At 36.1% G+C, this 25709-nt stretch carries 22 protein-coding genes; 20 read left to right on the forward strand and 2 right to left on the reverse strand.

Features of this window, described 5'->3' with window-relative positions; translation table 11 throughout:
• The first annotated feature begins 1 nt into the window (after window position 1).
• The 11 genes from TY13_RS08715 (at window position 2) to TY13_RS08765 (ending at window position 13153) form a co-directional block, all read left to right on the forward strand.
• Window positions 2-997 (forward strand): ABC transporter ATP-binding protein, encoded by a 996-nt coding sequence (locus TY13_RS08715; RefSeq protein ID WP_042474485.1) that lies wholly within the window; start codon window positions 2-4, stop codon window positions 995-997.
• Window positions 990-1958, forward strand: coding sequence for an ABC transporter ATP-binding protein (locus TY13_RS08720; protein WP_042474487.1), 969 nt, complete (start codon window positions 990-992; stop codon window positions 1956-1958). Before TY13_RS08715 ends, TY13_RS08720 begins: the two co-directional genes overlap by 8 nt.
• A 14-nt stretch (window positions 1959-1972) precedes the next feature.
• Window positions 1973-2851 (forward strand): sugar phosphate isomerase/epimerase family protein, encoded by an 879-nt coding sequence (locus tag TY13_RS08725; RefSeq protein ID WP_042474490.1) that lies wholly within the window; start codon window positions 1973-1975, stop codon window positions 2849-2851.
• Between the two features lie 19 nt (window positions 2852-2870).
• A complete protein-coding gene (locus tag TY13_RS08730; RefSeq protein WP_042474492.1) occupies window positions 2871-3935 on the forward strand; it encodes a Gfo/Idh/MocA family protein in 1065 nt (354 codons plus the stop codon).
• Window positions 3925-4809, forward strand: a complete 885-nt coding sequence (locus TY13_RS08735; protein ID WP_042474494.1) for a sugar phosphate isomerase/epimerase family protein — start codon at window positions 3925-3927, stop codon at window positions 4807-4809. Before TY13_RS08730 ends, TY13_RS08735 begins: the two co-directional genes overlap by 11 nt.
• Window positions 4810-4820: 11 nt before the next feature.
• The gene (locus tag TY13_RS08740; RefSeq protein ID WP_042474497.1) at window positions 4821-5978 is read left to right on the forward strand and encodes an ROK family transcriptional regulator; all 1158 of its coding nucleotides are present in this window, start codon (window positions 4821-4823) and stop codon (window positions 5976-5978) included.
• A 347-nt stretch (window positions 5979-6325) separates the two neighbouring features.
• Window positions 6326-8488: a bifunctional diguanylate cyclase/phosphodiesterase gene (locus TY13_RS08745; RefSeq protein WP_052344276.1), complete on the forward strand. Its 2163-nt coding sequence runs from the start codon at window positions 6326-6328 to the stop codon at window positions 8486-8488.
• Between the two features lie 184 nt (window positions 8489-8672).
• Complete coding sequence (locus TY13_RS08750; protein WP_052344277.1) at window positions 8673-10835, forward strand: bifunctional diguanylate cyclase/phosphodiesterase; 2163 nt, start codon at window positions 8673-8675, stop codon at window positions 10833-10835.
• Window positions 10836-10879: 44 nt separating this feature from the next.
• On the forward strand, window positions 10880-11311 hold the full coding sequence (locus tag TY13_RS08755) for a CoxG family protein (protein WP_042474499.1): 432 nt from the start codon (window positions 10880-10882) through the stop codon (window positions 11309-11311).
• A gap of 122 nt (window positions 11312-11433) precedes the next feature.
• Window positions 11434-11982 (forward strand): sigma-70 family RNA polymerase sigma factor, encoded by a 549-nt coding sequence (locus TY13_RS08760; RefSeq protein ID WP_042474501.1) that lies wholly within the window; start codon window positions 11434-11436, stop codon window positions 11980-11982.
• Window positions 11942-13153, forward strand: a complete 1212-nt coding sequence (locus TY13_RS08765) for a hypothetical protein (RefSeq protein WP_042474503.1) — start codon at window positions 11942-11944, stop codon at window positions 13151-13153. Before TY13_RS08760 ends, TY13_RS08765 begins: the two co-directional genes overlap by 41 nt.
• A 66-nt stretch (window positions 13154-13219) precedes the next feature.
• Here the strand turns inward: TY13_RS08765 and TY13_RS08770 are convergent, their stop codons facing one another.
• On the reverse strand, window positions 13220-14479 hold the full coding sequence (locus tag TY13_RS08770; protein ID WP_407637723.1) for a BaiN/RdsA family NAD(P)/FAD-dependent oxidoreductase: 1260 nt from the start codon (window positions 14477-14479) through the stop codon (window positions 13220-13222).
• Window positions 14480-14695: 216 nt separating this feature from the next.
• Between TY13_RS08770 and TY13_RS08775 the strand changes: the two genes are divergently transcribed.
• The 3 genes from TY13_RS08775 (at window position 14696) to TY13_RS08785 (ending at window position 18998) form a co-directional block, all read left to right on the forward strand.
• The gene (locus TY13_RS08775) at window positions 14696-16309 is read left to right on the forward strand and encodes a putative polysaccharide biosynthesis protein (protein WP_042474504.1); all 1614 of its coding nucleotides are present in this window, start codon (window positions 14696-14698) and stop codon (window positions 16307-16309) included.
• Window positions 16310-16365: 56 nt separating this feature from the next.
• Window positions 16366-17079 carry a pseudouridine synthase gene (locus tag TY13_RS08780; protein WP_042474507.1) on the forward strand — a complete coding sequence of 238 codons (714 nt, stop codon included), beginning with the start codon at window positions 16366-16368 and terminating at the stop codon, window positions 17077-17079.
• A gap of 434 nt (window positions 17080-17513) precedes the next feature.
• Window positions 17514-18998, forward strand: coding sequence for a GGDEF domain-containing protein (locus TY13_RS08785; protein ID WP_042474509.1), 1485 nt, complete (start codon window positions 17514-17516; stop codon window positions 18996-18998).
• Window positions 18999-19076: 78 nt separating this feature from the next.
• On the opposite strand, the gene TY13_RS08790 is transcribed toward TY13_RS08785, so the two are convergent.
• Window positions 19077-19298: a DeoR family transcriptional regulator gene (locus TY13_RS08790; RefSeq protein ID WP_042474511.1), complete on the reverse strand. Its 222-nt coding sequence runs from the start codon at window positions 19296-19298 to the stop codon at window positions 19077-19079.
• A 300-nt stretch (window positions 19299-19598) separates the two neighbouring features.
• On the opposite strand from TY13_RS08790, the gene pepV reads away from it, so the two are divergent.
• The 6 genes from pepV to TY13_RS08820 all read left to right on the forward strand — a co-directional run bounded on the left by pepV (window position 19599) and on the right by TY13_RS08820 (window position 25632).
• Window positions 19599-20984 carry a dipeptidase PepV gene (gene pepV / locus TY13_RS08795; protein ID WP_042474513.1) on the forward strand — a complete coding sequence of 462 codons (1386 nt, stop codon included), beginning with the start codon at window positions 19599-19601 and terminating at the stop codon, window positions 20982-20984.
• A 21-nt stretch (window positions 20985-21005) separates the two neighbouring features.
• The gene (gene dat, locus TY13_RS08800; protein ID WP_042474515.1) at window positions 21006-21857 is read left to right on the forward strand and encodes a D-amino-acid transaminase; all 852 of its coding nucleotides are present in this window, start codon (window positions 21006-21008) and stop codon (window positions 21855-21857) included.
• A gap of 284 nt (window positions 21858-22141) precedes the next feature.
• Entirely contained in the window at window positions 22142-23131 is a 990-nt protein-coding gene (locus TY13_RS08805) for a hypothetical protein (RefSeq protein WP_042474517.1), read from the forward strand.
• Entirely contained in the window at window positions 23131-24051 is a 921-nt protein-coding gene (locus TY13_RS08810; RefSeq protein WP_042474519.1) for a diacylglycerol/lipid kinase family protein, read from the forward strand. The genes TY13_RS08805 and TY13_RS08810 overlap by 1 nt, the downstream gene beginning before the upstream one ends.
• A 47-nt stretch (window positions 24052-24098) precedes the next feature.
• Window positions 24099-24740, forward strand: a complete 642-nt coding sequence (gene trmB / locus TY13_RS08815) for a tRNA (guanosine(46)-N7)-methyltransferase TrmB (RefSeq protein WP_042474522.1) — start codon at window positions 24099-24101, stop codon at window positions 24738-24740.
• Between the two features lie 25 nt (window positions 24741-24765).
• Window positions 24766-25632: a YtnP family quorum-quenching lactonase gene (locus tag TY13_RS08820; protein ID WP_042474524.1), complete on the forward strand. Its 867-nt coding sequence runs from the start codon at window positions 24766-24768 to the stop codon at window positions 25630-25632.
• Window positions 25633-25709: the final 77 nt, after the last annotated feature.

Raw genomic sequence — 25709 nt, forward strand, 5'->3', positions numbered from 1 at the left:
TATGTCACAAACTGTACTTGAAATTAATCAATTAGAGACATCGTTTACACGAGATAAACAAAAAATCAAAATATTACGAGGCGTCAATTTTTCGGTTAATAAAGGTGAGGTTGTTGGTTTAGTAGGAGAATCGGGGAGCGGAAAAAGCTTAACCTCCTTATCTATTATGCAGCTATTTCATGATACAACAGGGAAAATTGATAAAGGTACGATTAAATTTAATGATCAAGAGTTAACAAAAATGACGGAAAGCCAAATGAGAAAATTGCGTGGTAAGCAAATTTCGATGATTTTCCAAGAGCCAATGACATCGCTTAACCCTGTATTAAAAATAGGGAGGCAGCTAATGGAATCTATTAGGCTGCACTTAAATTATGATAAAGAACAAAGTAGGAAGCATGCGATTGAGATGCTTAAAAAAGTAGGTATAGGAAGAGCGGAGGAGCTTATGGATGAATACCCCCATCAACTATCAGGTGGGATGAGGCAGCGCGTTATGATTGCAATGGCGATGTCTTGTAACCCAAGCTTGTTAATTGCTGATGAACCTACTACGGCTCTCGATGTAACGATTCAAGCACAAATTTTAGAATTAATGAAAGGACTTAAGCAAGATCACGAAACAGCAATTTTACTTATTACACATGATTTAGGTGTTGTAGCAGAAATGTGTGATCGAGTTGTCGTGATGTATGCAGGGGAAGTTGTAGAGGAAGCGGATGTATTTGAGTTATTTGCTAACCCTAAACATCCATATACGTCAGGGCTTATCCGTTCGGTACCTAAAATTGGTGAAAATAAAGAGGAGCTTGATTCGATTAAAGGCCAAGTACCATCTCCATCGAACATGCCGACTGGCTGTAAATTTGCGCCAAGATGTGAGAAGGCAATGGCAATATGCAATGAGGCTGCTCCCCCTATGCTAAATATCAATCAAAATAGTAAATGCTCATGCTGGCTATATGAGAAAAAGGATGTGACAGTTCACAATGAATAATATTTTGGTAGTTGAAAATTTAAAAAAGAAATTTCAAATATCAGGTGGGCTGTTTGAAAAAAAGGAATTTGTCAATGCAGTAATGGATGTTTCCTTTCACATTAAAGAAGGCGAAACCTTTAGTCTTGTTGGAGAAAGTGGCTGTGGAAAATCGACAACAGGTAGATTAATAACGCGTTTAGTAGACGTTACTGAAGGTAAAATTGTTGTCAATGGAAAAGATGTTGCCCAAGCGAAAAATAGTGAACTTACACATTTAAGGGAATCCGTGCAAATGATTTTTCAAGATCCTTATGCCTCTTTAAATCCACGTATGAAAGTAAAGGATTTAATTGCCGAGCCGCTTGTTATTCATACAAAACTTTCGAAAGAAGAGCGAGATAAACTCGTTTACGAAATGTTAGAAATAGTAGGTTTAAATGCAGAGCATGCAAATCGTTATGCGCATGAATTTAGCGGAGGACAAAGACAGCGTATCGGTATTGCACGCGCATTAATTACAAAGCCTAAGTTAATTATTGCTGACGAGCCAGTTTCGGCTTTGGACGTATCGATCCAATCTCAAATCTTAAATTTATTGAAAAAGTTGCAAAAAGAATTCAATTTATCCTATCTATTTATTTCACATGATTTAAGTGTTGTAGAGTATATTAGTCATCGCGTTGGCGTGATGTACTTAGGAACAATTGTAGAGCAAGGGGATAAGGAGGCAATTTTCAAAAACCCATTGCATCCATATACGAAGGCGTTATTATCATCTGTTCCAATTGCAGATCCAACAATGCGAAAAGAAAAAATGGTCTTAAAAGGGGATATCCCGAATCCTAAAAATCCACCATCAGGCTGTACATTCCATACAAGATGCCCTTTGGCGACAGATATTTGCAAACAGCAAATACCAAAAATGAAACAAATAAATGATAAGCAACAGGTTGCTTGTCACTTAGTAAATGAAAACTAAAGGAGAGATTATTTATGAAAATCGGACTTAGCACTTATAGTATGGTTAAAAAAATGCGTGCGGGAGAAATGTCAGTTATTGATGTATTGCATTGGGTAAAAGAAAATGGGGGAGAGCATGTAGAGCTAGTTCCTTATGAGTTTACAGTTGTTGATAATTATGAGCTTGCAACGGAAATTAAAGAAACAGCCGCAAAATTAGGATTAGATTTGTCAGCTTACTCAATGCCAGCCAACTTTATTCATGAGACAGAAGAGGCGTTTTTAGAGGAAGTAGAGCGTTTGAAAAAGCATATTGATGTTATTCATCATATGGGTATTAAAATATTACGTCATGACGTAACGTTATTTACGCTACCAAAAGAACATACAACAATCCACTATTACAATGAGCATTTTGAGCAAATGGTACGAGGAAGCCAACTAGTTGCCGATTATGCCAAACAATTCGGTATTACGACTACAATTGAAAACCATGGTTTTAACGTGCAAACGAGTGACCGTGTACAGCAGTTAATACACGCAGTCAATCGAGATAATTTTAAAACAACTTTAGACGTAGGGAATTTTTTATGTATCGATGAGCAGCCATTAGTAGGCGTGAAGAAAAATATGCCATATGCTGCAACTGTTCATTTTAAAGACTTCTATGTACGCCCGTATTACGAAAATCCAGGCGGTGGAGAATGGTTCAGAACGGTACAAGACAACTATATTCGCGGTGCAATCGTAGGGCATGGCGATTTAAATATTCGAGAAATTATTCGCATTGTGAAAGGCTCAGGTTATGACGGCTATTTAACAATCGAATTTGAAGGAATGGAAGATTGCGCAGTTGGCTCTAAAATTGGTATGGACAATGTGCGACGTTTATGGGAAGAGTGCAACATATAATCAAGGGAGGTCTTTGTAAATGAGCAAATTAAATGTATGTGTAATTGGTACGGGATCCATTTCTGATTTCCATTTAGGTTCGTATCAAAAAAATAAGGATGCACAAATTTATGGCGTATTTGATGTTTCTGAAGAGCGTGCAAAGGCGAAAGCAGAACAATTTGGAGCAAAAGTTGTGTTTTCTAATTTAGAAGATGTCTTTAATGATCCAGAATTACAGGCAGTGAGTATTTGTACTTGGAATAATACGCATGCTGAATTTGCGATTCGCGCTTTAGAAAGTGGTCTTCATGTATTGGTAGAAAAGCCACTTGCCATGACCTATGAAGAAAGTTTAAAAATTCAAGAAGCAGCAAAAAAAGCTAATAAAGTATTCCAGGTTGGCTTTGTACGCCGCTTCGCAACAAATACAAACGTCTTAAAGCGTTTTGTTGATGCAGGTAAGCTAGGCGATATTTATTATGCGAAGGCTACTTGTACACGCAGAGTAGGGAATCCAGGTGGTTGGTTTGCTGATGTTGAAAAGTCAGGTGGAGGTCCGCTAATCGATTTAGGTGTGCATATTATTGATGTTTGTTGGTACTTAATGGGCAAACCACGTGTCAAAAAAGTAACTGGCCATACTTATAAGCAACTAGGTAATCGTAGTAACATTGAAAATTTATCATTTTATAAAGCAGCGGATTATGATGCATCGAAAAATACAGTTGAAGATTTAGCAAATGCACTAATTACTTTTGAGAATGGTGCATCTCTAATGGTTGATGTATCATTCACATTGCATACAGCTAAGGATGAAATTTCTGTTAAGCTATTTGGCACAAAGGGTGGCGCAGAATTAGAGCCAGAATTAAAAATTGTCACAGAGGAATTTAATACAGTATTGAATGTTCACCCACAAATTAATGATTTAACATTTAATTTTGTTGAATCATTCCAACAGGAAATTAACGGATTTGTCAATGCGTGTCTAGAAAATAAAGAATCTATAGCACCAGTTGAAGATGGTGTTGAAATAATGAAAATTTTAGAAGGCATTTATTTATCTGCTAAAGAGGGGAGAGAAATCGTTTATGAGCTTTAATATGCCGAACAAAATTGGTGTGATTGTTGATAGCTTTCGTTTGCCATTAAAGGAAGGTTTGCAAAAAGCGAAAGAGCTTGGAGCAGATGGCGTGCAAATTTATGCTGTAAGTGGTGAATTAGATCCTGCAAACATTGACAAAAAAGGTCGCGACGAGCTGAAAGCATATATTGACTCTTTAGGACTAGAAATTTCTGCGTTATGTGGGGATTTAGGTGGTCATGGATTCCAGGATGCGAAAGAAAATGCTAGCAAAATCGTTAAATCAAAGGCTATACTAGATTTAGCGAAAGATTTGGGAACGAATATTGTCACAACACATATTGGAATTGTTCCAGATAATGAAAAAGATCCAATCTATCAAACGATGTTAAAGGCATGTGAGGAATTAGGTCAATATGCAACATCTATTGGTGGCTACTTTGCAATTGAAACTGGTCCAGAAAAGGCTGCAACTTTAAAAGCCTTTTTAGATAAATTATCAACAAAGGGTGTTTCAGTAAACTTTGATCCAGCTAATATGGTAATGGTTACAAAAGATGATCCTGTTGAAGGTGTGAAGCTATTAAGGGATTATATAGTACATACACATGTGAAGGATGGTATTCAATTACAGCCAACGAACCCAAAAGATGTTTATGGTTACCTTGATTATGGTGGGGAAACTTCGCATGAGAAAATAGCTGAAATGGTTGAAAATGGCGAGTACTTCAGAGAAGTTCCGCTTGGTCAAGGCGCTGTAAATTTTGATTTATATTTTCAAGCCTTACAAGACATCGGCTATTCAGGCTATTTGACAATTGAACGTGAAGTAAAGACAAATCCTACACAAGACATTGAGGAGGCTGTAAAATTCATTCAGACTTATAAATGAGGTGAAGTATATTGTTAAAGCAAGATCAAGTACAAATGAAAAAGCAAAATAAAAAAATTGTGCTTGATACGATTCGTAGTCTAGAACCAATTTCGCGCATTCAACTAGCAAAGGTGACAAAAATGAGTCCAACAACAATTACAAGAATTGTTCAGGAGCTTGTAGAAGAGGACTTTATATTTGAAGCGATGACAGAAGAAACAACAGTAGGAAGAAGGCCAACATTAATTAATTTAAAGTCCGATGCGAGATATACAATTGGCGTTGAGATTGATCGTTCTATCATTAGGATAGGATTGCTTGATTTTATATGTGAGTTGGTTGATTTTATTGAAGTTGAGCGTAGCATTAGGGAGTCTTATGAAGTCACACTTGAAATATTAGTCAAAGAAATCAATAACCTAATAGTTCGTAACAACGTCCAATCAAATAAGTTATTAGGTATTGGAGTTGGGGTGCCTGGATTTATTAATCATAGTAAAGGTATCATTTTAGTTTCAGAGCAAATGAAATGGGAAAATAAATCTTTAAAGCAAGATTTGCAAAAATATTTTGATTGTCTCATTATGGTTGATAACGAGTTAAAAATGCAGATTATAGCAGAAAATGATGGTCTATATAGTCCCAAAAATCAAAACTGTATTTTAATCGGTATTGGGAGCGGAATAGGGGCTTCTATTTTATTAAATGGTGAGATTTATCGTGGTGTTCAAAATAATGCAGGTGAAATAGGTCATATGACAGTTAATCCATTTGGAGAGGTTTGTGAATGTGGAAATCGAGGCTGTTTATCGCGCTATACGACAGAGTCTACATTACTAAGCTTGATTCCAATAGAAGAGAAGGCGCAGTACAATACTTTGGCACATATCGTGCAAGGTGTGAATGAAAAAAAAGCGTGGGCTCTACATATTGTTGATCATGTGATGACGTATTTAGCAATTGCTATTAATAATTTAGTATGTGTTTATGAACCAGAATGCGTTATTGTTTCAGGTGAGGTTTTCGAAAGAAATAAAGTATTTCAAGATGAGCTATTAAAAAAATGTGAAACTTATGTTTCGCAAACTAGGCTACCACATTTAACATTACGTTTTTCAACTCTTCATTCAAGCGGTGTGGTGAAGGGGGCAGCAATGCAAGTGCAGAAAGTGCAAATGGAAATATAGTGATAGGTGGGTTAATAGCAATCCAAAAATATGGCTGTCAATTATATCTCAGTTCATTAATAGCGAGATTAAGCAATATTTATAACTCCTTTTCTCAAAAGAACAATAAAGTAAAATACTAAAATTGGTAGCACAAACTACGAGCATAGTTTGTGCTGCTTTTTTATTATATTTTACATTTAAATATAATAATTAATATTAATTTAAAGTGATAATGGTAATTATATTGTGTTTTATTTATAAAAAAACTAATTTTTTATAAGAAAAAGTAACATGTATAAATGAAATATGTTAAGATAACTGCAAGAGTGAAAATAGTTACAAATGTTATAAGAAGGGAGCAATTTATGAGAAAAATAGATGATAAGTTTTCTTATATTAAAAATCCAACTAGGCTATTTGTAATTATTATTGCAGTGCTAGCTATCGTATTAGCATTGCAAAATTATGTATATGCTCTCTTCGGTGAAAGTAATTATGTTATGGTTCACCTAATAGTAGAAATGTTTATTGTTGCAGCGGCTGTTTCAATTGTAATGCAAGTATTGACAAGTACTCATTATAATTTAACAAACAGGGCTGTTTATTTAATAGCTTTATTCGGTTCAATTACAGTTATTGAAATATTGCATACATTATCGTATAAGGGAATGCCCTTTCTAATATATGAAAGTGATGCATATCGCGCAGTTTGGCTTTACATGTTTGTAAGATTATTATTGCCAGCAGGGCTTATTATTATTTTTTTAACACCGCTTAAAGTAGTGAAAAAAAGCTTTGCTATGGTAATTGGTATCGCGGTTATTACCATACTTTGTGGTGCTGTCTATATCGTTTATGCACCAGTGAAAATTTTACCACCGCTTTTAAATGAGCAAGGACCGAACGAATTAAAAAATAGCTTGCAAGTTATCGCGACATTTTTACAGCTTATTTTAATTGCTATTATTTTGCGAAGCTATAAAAGAGAAAGATATTTGCATTATTTATTTGCTTCAATTTGTTTGATTTTAAGTGATCTATTATTTATTTTTTTTGTAGATGTCCATAACATTAGTAATTTTCTAGGTCATCTTTTTCATTTAACAGCTTTTTATATGTTTGTACAGGCGGTTTATTATTCAGCTATTGAAAAGCCTTATCGAGAAATTTCAATAGCGAAAAAATCATTAGAAAAATCCGAGCAAGCAATGCATAGAATGGCTTATTATGATGAACTGACAAAGTTACCAAATGAGCGTTTTTTTATGGAGCAGTTACGAAAGTTTAATAGGGATGAAGATATTAAAAATGTTATCATTTTAGAAATAGACCGTCTGTCGATGATTCAATCTACGTTAGGCTCCCATTATGCAGATAGTTTAAAATGCAGTGTTGCAGATAGAATACGATATACACTACAGGGGAGATATAATATTTATATGTTGCGAGAGGATTGCTTTGCTATTTTGATGTTGGATGATTCAGGAGATGAGGAGATTTTAAAGGTTGTAGAGAGCTTGCAAAATACAATGGAAAAACCGTTTCCAATCCAACATTTTTCATTAATGAGTCATTTTAATGTAGGAATTGCACAGTATCCAAAGGATGCTATCGATAGTCTAGATTTATTCAAATATGCTGAATTTGCGATGTATGAAGCAAGGAACAATGCGAAAAATGTGTTGTTTTATGAACCCTCTATGTCAGAAAAACGTTCTACAAAACTAATGCTTGAAAACGATTTACGCCAAGCCATTGATAGAAATGAATTAATGCTGGAATATCAGCCACAGCTTCATTTACCATCTGGCAAAATTCAATCTGTCGAAGCATTAGTAAGGTGGCAACATAGTAAGCTTGGTCTTATTTCACCAGCAGATTTTATACCAATAGCTGAAGAAACTGGACTAATTATTCCAATAGGGCAATGGGTGCTGAAAGAAGCTTGTATACAAGCGAAAAAATGGCAATCCCAAGGGCGCTTTATTAAAGTTGCTGTGAATATATCATTAGGGCAATTACTACAGGATAATTTAGAGGAATATGTACAAAATATATTGACAGAAACAGGGTTAGATGCTCATTATTTACAATTGGAGATAACCGAAAGCATGACGATGAATATCGAATCTGTTACGGCAGTTATTCAAAAATTGCAGGAGTATGGCGTGACAATAGCGGTAGATGATTTCGGTACAGGCTATTCTTCGCTTTCATATTTAAAAGATTTTCCATTAAATTGCTTGAAAATAGATCGTAGCTTCATATGGAATATTGATCGTGGTACAGATGAGGATGCACTTGTGCTAATGATTATGTCTATGGCCAAGCATTTAAAGCTGAGAGTGGTAGCTGAAGGAATCGAAACAGAAAAACAGCTTTCCTATTTAGTAAAGGCTTCTTGTGATATTATCCAAGGTTTTTTAATTAGTAGACCATTATCTCCTAAAGTATTAGATGGGAAATTTGATGAAATCGAAAGCAATTCACAAAAGTTATTAGAAAAGGTATATTATGAAACTAGATAAACTACATGTTTAGCTAACCGAGACACTTTCAGATACAGCTGGAAGTGTTTTCATATCAATAATGCTAGTAATTGTCACAAAGTAACGATTATTTTTAATGAAAAGGGGGAAAAGGATAATAGGAATATGTTAAAATAGCCTGTAGATAGCCATTAAAAGGAAATGACTGCAAAGGGATGAGATTATGGGAAATGAAGTAGACAAATTTATATATATTAAACACCCCATTCGCCTAACTATAATTATCATACTTAGCGTAGTAATTTCGTTGCTAGCTGACGATTACTTATATGGTATTTTTGGTATGGATAATTATGTTATTATTCATCTTATTTTAGAAATGATGATTATTGCAGCTACTATATCTATCATTATTTATGTACTAACAGTAATGCGTTATAGTATAACGAATCGCCTTATTTTTTTGGTAGCAATTTTTACTTGTATTGCGATTATGGAAGTCTTACATACAATTACATATACAGGCATGCCCTTTTTCTTTTATGAAAGCGATATGTCTCGAACGATTTGGTTTTATATGATTACTAGATTTGTCTTGCCAATTGGTCTAAGTATATTCTTTTTTATGAGATTAAAGCGTGTTAGTGTTCGTGATATGATGCTTTTCGTTGCAGCTATTGCGGTAAGCATAAGTGCCTTTATTTTCCTTGTTTATACACCGACATCCTTTTTGCCACGATTAATGGATGAGCAAGGAGCGACAAACTTAAAGCTTTCTTTACATGTAATAGCAATGATGTTACAAGTTGTCTTTATTATTGTTGTATTGAAAAAAGGAACGAAAAAGAAAAATTTATATTATATTTTTGCTTCAATTTGTTTATTAATAAGTGACATATTATTTTTAATGTTTCCAGATGGATTTAGTATTAACAATCTTGTAGGACATTTGTTGCAGTTGACTGCGTACTATATGGTTGTTCAAACAATTTATTACTCAGGCATAGAAAAGCCTTATCGAGAAATTTTAGAGGCGAAAGACTCTTTGGAAAAATCGGAGCGAATCGCTCATAAATTAGCATACTATGATGAGTTAACAGAGCTTCCGAATGAACGTTATTTTAAAGAGCAGTTAAATCGTTCATTAACTGTAGATAAGCGTGTTAAAACAGTTATTGTTTTAGAAATCGATCGACTATTAATGATTCGTTCAACACTTGGTTCGAATTATGCAGATATTTTTAAACGATCAGTTGCTCAAAAAATTACTCAAATATTACCTTCACAATATTCGGTTTATTTATTGAGAGAAGAGCTTTTCGCTATATATATTGAAGATCTTGATGATTGGCATTTATGTAGAATTGTCCAAAGTTTGCAAAATATGATGGATGAGCCATTTCGAATTCAGCATTTTTCTTTAAATAGTCGTTTTAATGTTGGAATTGCACAATACCCGAAAGATGCTGATAAAGCAGAAGAACTGTTGAAATATGCACAATTTGCAATGTATGAGGCTCGAAGTGATAGCAGTAATGTATTATTTTATGAGGAAAAAATGTCAGAAACTCGCTCAAATCGTATTTTACTAGAAAACGATTTACGACAAGCAATTGAAAGAAATGAACTGTATGTTGAATATCAGCCACAATTTAATTTACAAACGGGTAAAATATACTCTGTAGAAGCGCTAGTGAGATGGAATCATGGCAAAAGTGGTTTTATCTCGCCGGGAGAATTTATACCTCTCGCAGAGGAATCAGGGCTTATTGTGCCAATTGGACAATGGGTATTGAAGGAAGCTTGTAAACAGGCAAGGGAATGGCAATCACAAGGTCATTTTCTTAAGGTTGCTGTAAATCTATCATTGGGGCAACTACTACAAGATAATTTTGTAGAAAGTGTCCAAGAAATTTTAGATGAAACAGAGCTTGATACTAGTTACTTGCAATTAGAAATTACAGAAAGCATGACAATCAATACAGGCTCTATAACGGCAGTTATTCAAAAGCTACAGGAGCTTGGTATTACCATTGCTGTGGATGATTTTGGGACAGGTTATTCTTCGCTTTCGTACTTGAAGGATTTTCCTATAGACTGTTTGAAAATTGATAGAAGTTTTGTTTGGAACATAGATAAAAATGAAGAAGAGGATGCCATTGTATTGTTAATTTTATCAATGGCCAAGCATTTGAAGCTAAGTGTTGTAGCAGAAGGAATTGAGACAGAGCGACAATTGGCTTATTTGGAGCAAGCACAATGTGATTCTATCCAAGGTTTTTTAATTAGCAAACCTCTATGCCCTGTTACACTTGGGGAAAATTTTGAAGAAATCGAAAAAAAAGCACAACAATTACTAGCAAAAATAAAGCCTCAAACTATATAATGACATAGGTAACAATAAAGAAATAAAAGAAAGTAGTGAAACGCATGGCAGTAGCATCACATTCAGTAACGATTCCAGTACCTGTTGAGAAAGTCTGGAATTACGTTAGTAAAATTGAGCATTGGGCAACAATGGTTCCAGCGTATAAGGAATACGAGCAAATTGATGAGCAAAAATCAATTTGGACTTTCGAGGGAAGTTTCAAAGGTCTTAAGAAGACAGTAAAAATGGAATTAAACATTATCGAATTTAATGAGCCTTCTAGCATTAAATTTGAGCTTAAAGGTTTAACGGATAATTTTACTGGTAGCGGAAAATTTACTGCAGAGGGTTCGGCAGACCAAACGACAATGACTGGCATTCTAGAGGTCAATGCAGGAGGGTTATCTGGTGCAGTATTGACACCAGTAATTAAAATGGTGTTACCGAAAGTAACGACACGCTTAACAGAAAAGATTGCAAGACAAATTAAATAACTTAGAGGGTGCGAGGAAGATAGATACCTATCTTTCTCGCACTTTTTTATATTTCTTAAAAAAGTGAAACTTTTATATGGCAACAGCAGTCTAACTAAAAATTGTTATTTGGAGGTGAGCGCATGGAGCAGCATGATGAGCTATTGCAGCAAGCGATGGATGCTTACGGGGATTATTTAGTCCAGCTTATTTATACATATGTACATAATTGGCAAACAGCAGAGGACTTAACACAGGAGACCTTTATCCGTTACTATCGTTCGCTTTCAAAATTTCGTCACGAGGCATCAGTTAAAACCTATTTATATCGTATTGCCATCAATGTGACACATGATTATTTAATGAGCTGGAAATATAAAAAAGTCATTGTGTCAGAATTGTTTCAAAAATGGTTGAAAACAGCACATACACCAGAGCTAGAAGTACTGTATAAAGATGAACAGCAAGAGCTTATTTATGCGATTGAAAATTTGCCAACGAAATATAAAGATGTTATCGTCCTATTTCATTTTGCCGAATTTTCATTGGAAGAAAGCAGCGAGATTTTAAAAATTCCTGTTAATACGGTGAAAACAAGATTAAGAAGAGCGCGACAGATGCTAGGTCAGATGTTAGAGGAGGGAGAGCTATATGAAAGACCCCATTCAAAAGGCAATGAAGGACGCTTATAAAGAAGGAACTTTTTCGCAAACGAAAAAAATTGAGACGCTTCAGAAGGTACAACGTAAACAAAGGACAGTATGGTCATTTTCATTGACAGTGTTGACAACATGCTGCGTGATGCTATTACTATTTTTCCTTGTTAAAGATTCACCTCAGATAACGCAAACAGTTAGTAGTAAAAGTAGAGCATCTATTGAACATATATATATGGAGCGTTGGCAACAATTTTCAGCAGTTGTGGCAAGTGATTTTGAAAAGCAGGCTAGGATACAATATTTATCGACAAGCGATTGGTCATTACAACAAGCAACCCTTGGTGAAAAGGATGGCCGTATATTAGCTGAGTTACTTCAGCATATGACATTCATAGTAGGTGATGCTAGTACGCAAGTGATTTTTCCAGAAATCACAACGTTTGAGCAGCTAACTGAGCAGGCACCAACCTTAATAAAAAAACTTGAAAAAGCTTATGGGGCAAGGAATGTTTCCAAGCTAGGGGAGAGCCAGCTACCGAATATGGAAATCTTTTATATGGATTTTTGGCAAATTATCGGCACACTAGCTTTATACAGCGCTATTATGTATTTTCTTTATAGCAATTGGCGCAAAAAAAGAAATTATTATTTTGCGGCTTTTCAAGTAGTCGTTTTGCTTTTTATGTTATATAGCTTCGTAAAACCACCTCTTATGGTAGTTGCGACAGATGAAGAGGAGCTATTGGAGCAATCGCTTAATTCCTATAAGGACTTTATGGGGGAATGGACGGATGTATCAGAAGCGGAAATTGTTAAAATTGAAAAATACGGTAATCAACTAGTTGTATTAATAGATGCAGGTGATGGTATCTGTATTCTGTCAAATTTTTTTTATATAAAGGAAAGACGGGGTTATTTACGGCAGAGCACAATTTGGGGAAGAGATGATGTGTTAAAAATACCTTCATCGGTAGCAGTATACGAAGGGGATTCAGCAGGGAATATTTTTGCTTTACCAGCCAACCACAACATTGAGCGCATTGAAATTGAAAATGTAGTAACAAAAGAAACTGTGTCCTTAAATATATCAAAAAATAAGGAGGGCGTTTATTATTTAGCCATACCCGTAAATATGCAAGGCGATGACGGACAATTCACTATTCACTACTATGACCGACAAGGAAATTTGCTTGAGGATAATTGATTTTGAGAGGTGGCTTAATTAAAGACTATGGAAAAGTATTTTTACTTTTCCATAGTCTTTAGTATTTTACAGGCTTCCCGCACTCATCCCAGCAATACGTCCAGTCACAAGGGCAGAAGTAATATTGTAGCCACCTGTGTAGCCATGAATATCTAAAATTTCCCCACAGAAATAAAGTCCATGCTTTTTCTTAGAAGCCATTGTTTTTGGTTCAATTTCTTTTACCGATACACCGCCGCCTGTTACAAAGGCTTTTTCGAGAGGCTGTGTGCCATGTACATCCATAGTAAAGGCTGTAAGCTCGCGAGCTATTGCGCGGATTTTTTCTTGAGAAAGCTCTACGCCTGTAAGTGTGCTATCAATTCCAGCCCGTTCTAATAAAAACAATAGCCAGCGTTCAGGAGCAAGGGACTTCCATAAATTTTTGACCGCTTTTTTTGGCTCGGCTTTAATTGTTTGTAACAGCATTTGGTAGCAGCCTTCCTCGTTATAGGAAGTAAGCGTCTGAATGCGTACTTGCACTGGCGCACCGCTATTTTTTTTACGCTCCTTCACGATAAATTGGCTACAACGCAAAATAGCTGGACCGCTTAAGCCAAAATGGGTAAAGAGCATGTCCATCGTATGTGTAACGAGTGGCTTACCTTTTGCATTTAATACAGAAACTGCGACATCGCGTAATGCTAAGCCCTGCAACTCACGTGATACTATAAATGGCTCCTTTGACAAGACAGGAACTTCTGTTGGATATAGCTCTGTTACAGTATGACCAGCTCGTTCTGCCCATGGATAACCATCTCCTGTTGAACCTGTTTGTGGTACTGCCTTTCCTCCAACTGCAACAATTACTGCATTCGCACGTATTTCAGAGCCATCCTGTAATCGTACACCAAAAACGCGCTCTTCATCTAGTAACATTTTTTGCACTGTTGTATGTAAGCGCACCTCCACATCCAGCTTTTTAAGCTGTTTTTCAAGCGCGTCAACAACATCCTGTGCACGGTTAGATACAGGGAACATGCGACCATGATCCTCTTCCTTTAAAGCAACGCCTAAGCCTTCAAAAAAGGCAATAATATCTTCATTATTATAAACAGTAAAAGGACTAAATAAAAAACGACCATTACCTGGAATATGGCGAATAATTTCCTCTACTGGTAGGCGATTAGTCACATTACAGCGTCCACCACCAGAAATGGCTAATTTTTTACCAAGCTTTCCGCCTTTTTCGATTAATAAAACTTTTTTCTGCTGTTCTGCAGCTGCGATGGCCGCCATTAACCCAGATGGTCCACCGCCAATTACGATAATATCATACATAATTATTAGCTCACTTTCTCCCGTATTAACAGGCTGTAAAAACTCGATTGATGAAACAGCCAATCAGTGGGAGTCACTGATTGAAGGTTCACTTTGTCGTGCAATTGATTTTTCTTTATTTATTATACACAATTTATTTGAGTTAATGGTCTTGTAGATGTAAACTTACAAATAGACTAATTGCATCGTGAGATTAGATTTATAAAAGATAGGAAGAATAATATGTCATCATTAATGAAAGGAACCGCGATTTTAACAATCGGGTTATTTTTATCAAAGCTTTTAGGACTTGTTTACTTATTCCCGTTTTATGCAATTGTAGGAGAAGAAAACATAGCACTTTATGGATATGCATATGTCCCATATACAATTATGCTGTCAGTTGCGATTTCTGGATTGCCACTCGGTGTTGCAAAATTTGTGGCAAAATACAATGCGCTTGGTGATTACAAGACGGGCGTGCGTTTAATGAAATCTGGCGTGATTGTTATGCTATTAACAGGTTTCGCATCGTTTATTTTATTAAATTCACTCGCAACACCGATAGCGAATATGATTATTGCGGATGATGAACAATTATACAGTGTGGAGCAAATCGCTTCAGTGATTCGTTGGGTGAGTTATGCCTTACTAGTTGTACCATTAATGAGCTTAATTCGCGGTTATTTCCAAGGATATGGCCATTATATGCCGACATCCATTTCGCAATTGATTGAGCAAATTGTACGTATTACAGCGCTATTAGGCGGTTCATTTATTGTAATTGTGCTTTTGAAAGGCTTGCCAGCAACAGCGATTAATTTTGCGGTATTTGCCGCGTTTATTGGGGCACTTGGCGGTTTGTTAGTCCTGTATTATTATTGGAAAAAGCTTAAACCTGAGTTTCAAGCTCTGCAAGTGAATTCGATTGCAAGCCATCAAGTATCATATATCGAAATTTATAAGGAAATTTTCACATATTCGATTCCAATTATTTTTGTAGGGATTGCTAACCCACTTTTCCAGCTTGTCGATATGTTAACATTTAATGGTGCGATGATTGCAAAAGGGGTTGACGCGAAGTTAACTGATACATACTTTTCAATGCTCAATGTATTGACGCATAAAATCGTTATTATTCCGGTGATGCTTGCGACTGGTTTGTCGATGGCTTTAATTCCAACAATTACGAAATACTTTACGCTTGGTCAGCTCCAAACCTTGCGCAGTACGATGGATAAAATGTATCAAGTGTTATTATTTGTTACGATACCTGCTGTCGTTGGCATTATGATATTAGCGCCTTCTTTGTATCATGTTTTATACGAACAAAGCGAGAGTGGGGCGACTGTATTAATGCATTACGCACCAGCAGCGATTTTATTTGCAATTTTTTCAGTGACGGCTTCTTTACTGCAAGGCATCAACTATCAAAAATGGATTATCTTCAGTTTGTTGACAGGGATTTTAGTAAAGCTTGTGTTAAATATCCCGCTAATTAAATGGTTAGAAGTAGATGGTGCGATTTTAGCAACGATGCTTGGTTATGCGGTAACTTGTGCGATTAATATTGCTGTTATTCATCGAACATTGCAATACAATGCGAAGGTAGCAATGCGCCGCATATTATTAATTTGCATTTTAACGGTTACTATGACTGTCGTTGTATCGATTGTACAGTTCATTTTACAATGGATTGCACCAGCAGATAGTAAATTGTTGGCACTTGTCTATGTACTTGTTTGTGCGGCAGCAGGAGCAGGTGTTTATGGCTACTTGTCACTGCGCCTTGGATTAGCACAAAAGCTTTTAGGTGAGCGAGTAACGAAAATTGCAAAGAAATTTGGCATGAATTAATACTTAGGTCCATCATCATAATTATGGTGGTGGACCGTTTTTATCAAGGAGGAATTATGCGTTTAGATAAATTATTAGCGAATATGGGGTATGGTTCCCGTAAGGAAGTAAAGCAATTATTGAAGCAAAAAGCTGTAACTGTTGATGGTGTAGTTGTAAAAGATGCAGCAATGAAAGTGGACCCAAATGCGCAACATGTCGCGATTTTTGGTGAGCGTGTGGAGTATATAGAATATATTTATTTAATGATGAATAAGCCGCCAGGAGTTATTTCAGCTACTGAAGATGATTATGATAAAACGGTTATCGATTTATTAGATCCGTTCGCACAGCACTTCAAGCCATTTCCAGTAGGGCGTTTAGATAAAGATACGGAAGGCTTATTGCTTATTACAAATGACGGGCAGCTAGCGCATAATTTATTATCACCTAAGAAGCATGTACCAAAAACATACTATGCGAAAATTGATGGTCAAGTAACGGAGGAAGATATTAAGGCATTTGCAGCAGGTGTGGAGCTAGAGGATGGTTATGTAACGAAGCCAGGACATTTAGTGATTTTGAAGTCAGAGGCATCATCAGAAATTGAGCTGACAATTCAAGAAGGAAAATTCCATCAAGTAAAGCGTATGTTTGAGGCAGTCGGAAAAAAAGTAACGTATTTAAAACGACTATCGATGGGCTCGCTTATATTAGATAAGAGTTTAGCGTTAGGGGAATATCGGGAAGTCACGAACGAAGAATTAGAACTATTAATTGGAAATAAGTAATTATTTTTTGGGGAAAATACAATGAAAAAGGTAACGATAGGAAAAATTTATTTCTTATTGTTACTTTTTTATTTGAAATAAGTAAAAAGGTCTATTATAAATAAAATTCAAATTTTATTTAATGAAAATATTACATTTAAATGGATTTAAAGGGCTGCATTAATACCTTATATATACTTTTGATAATATTTTATTCATGTTTTATAATGATTCTAAAAAAATAAAAATTATAAATCATTTTACAATAAAATAATGTTTAGAATTTGTATAGCATAATGAATTATTATAAAGATTTGGGTAATATTATTTAGTGCTTTCTCGCATCGTTTTTTTGATAAGAGAGAAGTAGAATTCCAGATATACTACAAAAATTCAATCATAATATACATCATTCATTTTAAGAAATAAATCTTTAATGAAGGAACGTGTTTAACATGAAAAATTTGCATATAAAGCTTTTTTTGTCTCTTATCGTATTTGCGATTATTTTAGTAACAGTTGTAACATTGACAAATCGAAAGTTAATACAAAATGATGTTCTAGAGCGCGCATTAAGTAATCAATCATTTATTGAAAGCCAAGTTTTAAATGATTTACAAACGCTTGATTTGATGCAATATCATTTAGAAAATCAATTAACGCAAGATATAGAAGCCGAACTACGTAAAATGTCTGACTTATATAAAGTAAATCCTGACGTCTTATCATGGGATTTAGAAGAAATGAAGCAACAGCATGGCATGGAAATATTTATAATAGATGATACCAATAAAGTAATTCATACAACATATGAAGAGGAATTAGGTTTTAGCTTTCACAATTGCTGTGAGAATTTTGATCGTCTACTTACACAAAGAAGAGTTAGTGGAGAGTTCTTTTCAGATAATATTGAAGCTTCTAGACAAACAGGAGGCGTGTGGAAATATAGCTATTTAGCTACGCCGGATCACCAATATTTAATGGAGCTTGGTACACCAGTAAAAGACATCCCCTTATTCCAAGATTTCAATTTTTTTGATACAGCAACAAGTTTAACGCAGCAATATGAAGATTTATTGGAGATAAAGATTATAAGCGGAGCTGGCTATTACTTAAGTACATCTGGTGGTAGTGCCAATTCTATTAAAAGTAACGATCCAGAATTTCAAGCGGCATTTCAACGTGCACTTGAAACATCACGTACTGTGCAATATGAGAAGCAGCTTGACAATGGCGTGATTGAAACCTATCGTTTTCTTCCATATTATAATAAACAAACGAAGGGTTACTTAACGAAGCGTATTGTCTTTATGAAATACGGTAATACGGCAGAGCTAGCTTTGCTAAGAAAAAATACCCAACAATTTTACCTTACTTTGGCAGTAGCAATAGTGACGTCACTTATTACACTTGTTGTTCTTAACTTAATATTAATGAAGACAGTAAGACAAGCAGAACGAGATCCATTAACAGGGGTCTACAATCGTGCAACTTATTTAGAGCAAGTTGGAGTGCTATTGAAGCGTAAGCGGTGCAACAAAATAGGGTTGTTATTATTTGATGTTGATAATTTTAAACAAGTAAATGATCAATATGGACATATAAAAGGGGATATAGTGTTAGTTGAGTTAGCCAAAATATTAGAGTCATTTGCTCAAAAGGAAGGGTTTGTCGTTCGCTTCGGCGGTGATGAATTTGCTATCGTTATAAAAGATGCAACGATTGAAAAATTGGAGTGTATTGCAACTGGAGCGATTGAAGAGGTTCGTCAAAAAAGGCAGGGGAGTGATTTAGCATGGAATTTACTGTCATTAAGTGTCGGTGGAACGTTACAAACAGATCTACAAGAAACAGAGCGTAACTTATATTCCAGAGCAGATCAGGCACTCTATGTTTCAAAGCACAGCGGCAAAAACCGTTATTCCGTATCAGCCCTTTAAAAGCTATCTAAAGCAGAAAAAGAATGCCCCCGACGAAAAGGGCATTCTTTTTTGTTACGTCCACCTAAAACGGTAGAACTAAGATGTCAGTTTTACTTTTTTCTTCGTCGTTGTCCATTTACCTCGACTTGGGCTCATAACCAAGTCGTTGAAGGCTAACACATTCAAATCTCTTTGAATGGTGCGAGGAGTGATGTTGAACTCTTCGACTAAATCCTGTGTAGACACTTCTCCTTTTGTAAGAATAAACATATACACGTCTTTAATACGATTAAGCATTCTATCAGTAGTTGGTTTCATAATTAGTGAACCACTCCTTCGATCTTAATTCTCATGGCAAAGACTAGCGGACGACAATATGTGCGGAGTGCACGTAGGCTTTTGATTTCTGCCCCAGACAACCCCTTTTCAAAAGTAATCTATCAGAACAAATATTCTGATAATATGATTATAGCGTATATCCGCTATAATTTCTATTAATTTGAGGTGAATTCATAAAAAATTTACTTATTGTTTACATAGGATGCTTCAATGTTTTTCATTGTTTTTTCATGGATAAGGCGTAAAATAGACCATATTAGAAAAAATGAGGTGGAATAAATGAATTGGTTACAAATTGCGCGTGAACGTAAAGAGGAATTGCTTACAGAATTACAGCAATTAATTCAAATTGAAAGTGTGTTGGATGAAGAGGGTGCATCAGAGGATATGCCTTTTGGAAAAGGGCCGCTTGATGCTCTAAACTTTATGCTAAAGAGCGGTGAAGCAGCAGGAATGCAAGTAAAAAACGTGGATCAAATGGCTGGCCATATCGAGATGGGGGAAGGACAAGAGTTATTAGGTATTTTATGTCATGTAGATGTAGTACCTGTTGGAGCGGGCTGGACATATCCTCCTTTTGAAGGGCGTATTGTTGATGGCAAATTATTTGGGCGTGGTGCGATTGATGATAAAGGCCCAACAATGGCAGCATGGCTTGCAATGAAGATGGTGAAGGATAGCGGTATTCCATTGACGAAACGCGTTCGAATGATTATCGGAACGGATGAAGAAAGTGGCTTCCGTTGTGTAGAACGTTATTTTGAAAAAGAAGAAATGCCAACAATTGGCTTTGCTCCAGATGCAGATTTCCCATTAATTAACGCTGAAAAGGGTATTGCACATCTTATTTTTTCTCAGAAAAATAAACCATCTGCGGATGAAGCATTATTATCATTTGCTGCAGGAAAACGTACAAATATGGTGCCTGATGTTGCTGAGGCAAAATTAGCGACAATTTCTCAGCAAGGTGCTACAAATTTCCAGAAATTCTTGCTGGAAAATGAGGCGGAAGGTTCTTTAATAAGCGAGGGCAATGAATATATAATAACAGTAAAAGGGAAATCAGCCCATGCAATGGAGCCTGAAAAAGGTCTTAATGCTGCAGTATTATTAGCAAAATTTTTAACAACTGAGCTAACTGGTAGTGGTTTAGCATTTGTGCAGTTTATTGCAGATGTTTTTGGAAAAGATCATTTTGGTACGGCGTTACAATTAAACTATCGTGATGAGATGTCTGGCGAAACAACATTGAATCCTGGCATTATTAAATTTGATGCTAATGGTGGTGTGATTGAAGTGAGTATGCGTTATGCAGTAACGTATTCATTCGAGGAAAAAATGACATCAGTGCAGCAGTTGCTTCTAAAAACAGACTTTACACTAGATGTTGCAAGTAATTCAGCACCGCACCATGTACCAGAGGACGATGAGCTAGTACAAACATTAGTTGGTGTATATCAAAAATATACAAATGATTTTTCAAAGGTATTATCAACAGGCGGTGGCACATATGCACGGGTATTAAACAAAGGAGTGGCGTTTGGTATGCTATTTCCGGGAGAAGCAGATGTCGCACACCAAAAAGACGAGTTTGTTGACATTGATAATTTAATTACTGCTGCTGCAATTTATGCAGAGGCTATTGCAAAATTAGCAAGTAAATAAAGATGAGAAGAGGTTTTTAGGATGGGGTACAGTTTATTAAATGATCGTATCGTTGCAGATGAGGAAGTTGTAGTTAATAAAGAGGATCGCGGCTATCAGTTTGGCGATGGCATTTATGAAGTAATCAAAGTGTATAATGGACAATTATTTACAGCAGATGAGCATATTGATCGTTTTTATTTAAGTGCGGAAAAAATTCGCTTGACGATTCCTTATACAAAGCATAAATTACATCAATTATTGCATGAGCTTGTGGAAGCAAACGAAATTAACAATGGTCATATTTATTTCCAAATCACACGCGGTGCTACAGCTCGCAATCATATTTTCCCAAGCGCAGATGTTGCACCTGTTTTGACAGGAGCAGCAGTGGAAGCCTCACGTCCAATCACGAATTTAGAAAACGGTGTTAAAGCAACATTTGTTGAGGATATTCGTTGGCTGCGCTGTGACATTAAATCGTTAAATTTATTAGGCGCGGTATTAGCGAAGCAAGAAGCCTTTGAAAAAGGCTGCTACGAAGCTATTTTACATCGAGGTGAAACAATAACAGAAGGTTCATCAACGAACGTTTTTGGTATTAAAGATGGCGTTTTATATACGCATCCAGCAAATAACCTTATTTTAAAAGGCATTACACGTCAAGTGATTTTAACATGTGCACAAGAAATTGATTTACCAATAAAAGAACAGGCGATGACGAAGGAGCAGTTACTTGCAATGGATGAGGTCATCGTCGCGTCAACAACTTCAGAAGTAACACCAGTTATTGAGATTGATGGACAGAAAATCAATGATGGTCAAGTTGGGCTATGGACGCGTAAATTACAGGCGCAGTTTGCAACAAAAATCCCAGCCCCAATAACGATTTAACAGAAAATGCAGGCAGCAAATTTTTGTATGCCTGTGTTTTTTTGTTTATCACCAAAAACTTTGGTTGATAAAATATAATTTTATCGAAAGAGATAAGTGTGCTTATTTGTTCGGATTATCTATAAAATACCGAAAAACCGATTGATTTCCATTGCTACTATAGACTAAATTGAAAAAGAGCTATTGGGAAATGTGGGTATCTCTACTAGCAACCCTATATTTTTTTACTAGCGATTCATGTACAATAGGTAGTACGAAAGTTAGTAGATGGAGAGTGTTTCGTTATGGCCCAATTAGTAAAAATACAAGATTATATATCCCGTTACGAAATTGATTTTGCTCGCTACCCTACGCAATTTGTACGGTTAAAAAAGGTGCAATGGGAGCGCATTAAATATCAATGGGAAACTGGTGGTGAGCTGAATCAACAATGGGAGCATGTCGATACGACAGATGACATCGTTGAAGCGGAAAAGCCGAAATTGTCATTTTTAAAAAAATTATTCCCTTTAAAAAAGCAGGCACAGCCTATTGAAGAGTTAGTTTCTACTGATGAGGTAGAAGACGAAGGAATAATGGACGAAGATACAACATTATTATTCGAACCTAATATTGTTTATAATCCGCAAACGTTGGAAGAGCTAAAGCGCATGTTTATGGATCAATTTTTCCATTTTCAAATGAAATGGGCAAGTTCTACATTACGCGAAAAATCCTATGTTGATCCAAAGTATATGCGCGACACGTTATTGCGTACATTACTGCTAGATTTACCAGACAACTATTTATTGTTTTATTATCCTATTTTGCGTGTGAAAAAAGCACCGATAGAATTAGAAGTGATTGTTATGACGCCTGTAGAATGTATTTGTATTACTGTTGTAGAGGAGGAAAATCAAGCTGTTTATATTGGTGGTAGCGAACGTTTTTGGGTTAAAAAAGTAGGCAAGCAAGAGAAAAAGACACTCAATCCTTTCATTCGATTAAATCGTATGGAAACATTAGTTAAACAACTATTTGAGCAGGCAAATGTAGAAATGCCAGTTCGTAAAGTGTTGCTGTCTCGCAATGGCTATTTTGATTATCCTGGTTCTGCTTACGGTGTACAGTTTATTGATAAACGCAATTATCCAGAATGGCTTCAGCAAATGAGGCGCACGGTTTCCCCAATGAAGCATATGCAAATTCGTGCTGCGCAATCCATTTTAGCTATTAGTCAAACAACGTCGTTTCATAGAGATATATGGAGCGAGCAAAAAAAGGATGACGAATAATGCAGCTCCATATCATTTTAAATGAATTAGCAGGGAGCGGCAGAGGGGGAAAGCGTTGGCGAAGCTGGCAGCCTGCTATAAAAATTCCTTACACGCTACATACAACAAACTATAGAGGTCATGGCTTTGAAATTGCGCAGCAAATTGCTCAGGATGCTGAACAGCAACAACAGGCAACTTGTATTGTTATTATCGGCGGTGATGGTACGATACACGAAGTGATCAATGGTGTGCTACATTGTGAATGGATAACAATAGGTGTAATGGCTGGTGGCTCTGGCAATGATTATGCCCGTACATATCATACGTTTCAATCTGTACAGCAATTGCTCGATTTTATGCAACGGCCTGCTAGAAAGCAGCATGACTGTGGAATAATTAAATTGCAAAAAGAGCACGCTTTTATGAATAATTGTGGCATCGGTTTTGATGCAGCGGTTACTAAGGTTGCCAACGACTCTACATTGAAAAGGCTACTTGGTAAAATAGGGCTCGGCCAACTAAGCTATGTTTACTATTTAATTAAACAATTATTTACTTTTAAACCCTTCGAATTAACAATTACGAAGGATGGTGAGCAGCACATTTTCCATAATGTTTGGCTTGCGACAGTATGTAACCAACCGTACTTTGGTGGTGGAATGAAACTTTCTCCACTATCTAAAACCGACGATCATATGCTTGAAGTGATTGTTGTACATAATATATCTGCAATCAAATTATTACTTTTGTTTATGACGATTTTTTCAGGCACGCATATTCGCTTAAAAGAAGTGACACAGCTAACAGGGCAAAAATTTCAATTAACACATAGCGAAGAGCTGCTTTGTCAGGCTGATGGAGAAATATTGACAGTGCCAAATAAGCAATTACAGTTTCATGTCAATCCATTAAGTTGGTATGCGACAAAAAATGAATGAATCAGTTATAATAAAAAATGATGTAATAAAGAAATGAGGAAAAGAAAGTGAGACTAAGAAACAAACCATGGGCAGAAGAATTTATTAATGAGCATCAAGATGTTATTCTTCAAAACCCTGAACAGCATAAAGGAAATTGGGCAGCGGTATTTGGTAATAATCACCCAATTCATATCGAAGTTGGCACAGGTAAAGGGCAATTCGTACTAGGAATGGCTCTACAAAATCCTGATATTAATTATATTGGTATTGAGCTATATGATAGTGTTATAGTTTGTGCACTTGAGCGCATTATTGAGGCAGATAAGCCTGCCAATTTACGTCTGTTAAAAGTAAATGGCGCTAATTTACAAGATTATTTTGCAAAGGGTGATGTTAGTCAAGTTTATTTAAACTTCTCTGACCCATGGCCAAAAATACGTCATGCGAAACGCCGCCTAACACATGAAGGTTTTTTAGCTATTTATGAAAATATCTTAATTGACCAAGGGGAAATTCATTTTAAAACCGATAATCGTGGCTTATTTGAGTACTCTTTAGTTAGCATGAATGCATATGGGATGGTATTAAACTACGTATCTCTTGATTTACATGCTAACATGCCAGAGGACAATGTGATGACAGAGTATGAAGAGAAGTTTTCCGCAAAGGGCCAGCCGATTTATCGTTTAGAATGTCAATTTAAATAATAGTTAGCAATTGGGGGAAATTTTGATGGATCAATATGTATTTCACGATATGAAGCTTTTTTGGTTAAATGGTGGGGTAACAGCTCTTGATGGGGGCGCGATGTTCGGAGTTGTACCGAAGGCATTATGGTCGCGTAAATACCCTGTCAATGAATTAAATCAAATTGAGTTGGCATGTGAACCAATTTTAATTCAATATAAGGGGAAAAATTATTTAATCGATACAGGCGTTGGGGCAGGAAAGCTAACAGAAAAGCAATTACGCAATTTCGGAGTATCAGAGCAATCAACAATTGAGACTAGCTTAGCAGAGCTTGCTATGAAGCCCGAGGATATTGATGGCATTTTGATGACGCATTTGCATTTCGACCATGCTGGTGGCTTAACAAAGTGGGAAGGCGAGCAGCTTGTTCCTGTATTCCCAAATGCGACAATTTACACAACGAAGATCGAATGGGATGAAATGCGCAATCCAAATATTCGCTCACGCAACACTTATTGGAAAGAAAACTGGGAGCCCGTACAGCATTTAGTCAAAACATTTGAAGGTGAGCTTGAAGTTGCACCAGGTTTAAAAATGATGCATACGGGTGGCCACAGTGATGGACATGCCATTATCCGCTTAGAGCAGAACGGCGAAGTGTTACTGCATATGGCAGATATTATGCCAACACATGCGCATCAAAATCCACTTTGGGTGCTTGCCTACGATGACTATCCAATGACGAGTGTTTTTGCTAAGGAAAAGCTGATGAAGGAAGCATTAGAAAATGGCTATAAGTTCATTTTCTATCACGATGCCTACTATCGTATGATAGGCTGGGATGCGACAGGCAAGGAAGTTGTAGATAGCTTGAAACGTAGTAATGAGGCAGTCATTCAGTTTAAATAATAGAGAGGCGGTGTAAAAAGTGAGGCAGTGACCCACTTTCCACACCGCCTTAATTTTTTCTATGGATAATATAAAAC

The sequence above is a fragment of the Bacillus ndiopicus genome (assembly GCF_000612805.1).
Lineage (GTDB): Bacteria > Bacillota > Bacilli > Bacillales_A > Planococcaceae > Metasolibacillus > Metasolibacillus ndiopicus.

Excerpts from the sequence above, each read along its gene's own strand:
- TY13_RS08720 (WP_042474487.1), top strand. The coding sequence starts at position 990 with ATGAATAATATTTTGGTAGTTGAAAATTTAAAAAAGAAATTTCAAATA.
- TY13_RS08745 (WP_052344276.1), top strand. The coding sequence starts at position 6,326 with ATGAGAAAAATAGATGATAAGTTTTCTTATATTAAAAATCCAACTAGG.
- TY13_RS08820 (WP_042474524.1), top strand. The coding sequence starts at position 24,766 with ATGGATCAATATGTATTTCACGATATGAAGCTTTTTTGGTTAAATGGT.
- TY13_RS08775 (WP_042474504.1), top strand. The coding sequence starts at position 14,696 with ATGTCATCATTAATGAAAGGAACCGCGATTTTAACAATCGGGTTATTT.
- TY13_RS08735 (WP_042474494.1), top strand. The coding sequence starts at position 3,925 with ATGAGCTTTAATATGCCGAACAAAATTGGTGTGATTGTTGATAGCTTT.
- TY13_RS08805 (WP_042474517.1), top strand. The coding sequence starts at position 22,142 with ATGGCCCAATTAGTAAAAATACAAGATTATATATCCCGTTACGAAATT.
- TY13_RS08725 (WP_042474490.1), top strand. The coding sequence starts at position 1,973 with ATGAAAATCGGACTTAGCACTTATAGTATGGTTAAAAAAATGCGTGCG.
- TY13_RS08765 (WP_042474503.1), top strand. The coding sequence starts at position 11,942 with ATGAAAGACCCCATTCAAAAGGCAATGAAGGACGCTTATAAAGAAGGA.
- TY13_RS08785 (WP_042474509.1), top strand. The coding sequence starts at position 17,514 with ATGAAAAATTTGCATATAAAGCTTTTTTTGTCTCTTATCGTATTTGCG.
- pepV (WP_042474513.1), top strand. The coding sequence starts at position 19,599 with ATGAATTGGTTACAAATTGCGCGTGAACGTAAAGAGGAATTGCTTACA.
- TY13_RS08750 (WP_052344277.1), top strand. The coding sequence starts at position 8,673 with ATGGGAAATGAAGTAGACAAATTTATATATATTAAACACCCCATTCGC.
- TY13_RS08790 (WP_042474511.1), bottom strand. The coding sequence starts at position 19,298 with ATGAAACCAACTACTGATAGAATGCTTAATCGTATTAAAGACGTGTAT.
- dat (WP_042474515.1), top strand. The coding sequence starts at position 21,006 with ATGGGGTACAGTTTATTAAATGATCGTATCGTTGCAGATGAGGAAGTT.
- TY13_RS08715 (WP_042474485.1), top strand. The coding sequence starts at position 2 with ATGTCACAAACTGTACTTGAAATTAATCAATTAGAGACATCGTTTACA.
- TY13_RS08755 (WP_042474499.1), top strand. The coding sequence starts at position 10,880 with ATGGCAGTAGCATCACATTCAGTAACGATTCCAGTACCTGTTGAGAAA.
- TY13_RS08780 (WP_042474507.1), top strand. The coding sequence starts at position 16,366 with ATGCGTTTAGATAAATTATTAGCGAATATGGGGTATGGTTCCCGTAAG.
- TY13_RS08810 (WP_042474519.1), top strand. The coding sequence starts at position 23,131 with ATGCAGCTCCATATCATTTTAAATGAATTAGCAGGGAGCGGCAGAGGG.
- TY13_RS08730 (WP_042474492.1), top strand. The coding sequence starts at position 2,871 with ATGAGCAAATTAAATGTATGTGTAATTGGTACGGGATCCATTTCTGAT.
- TY13_RS08760 (WP_042474501.1), top strand. The coding sequence starts at position 11,434 with ATGGAGCAGCATGATGAGCTATTGCAGCAAGCGATGGATGCTTACGGG.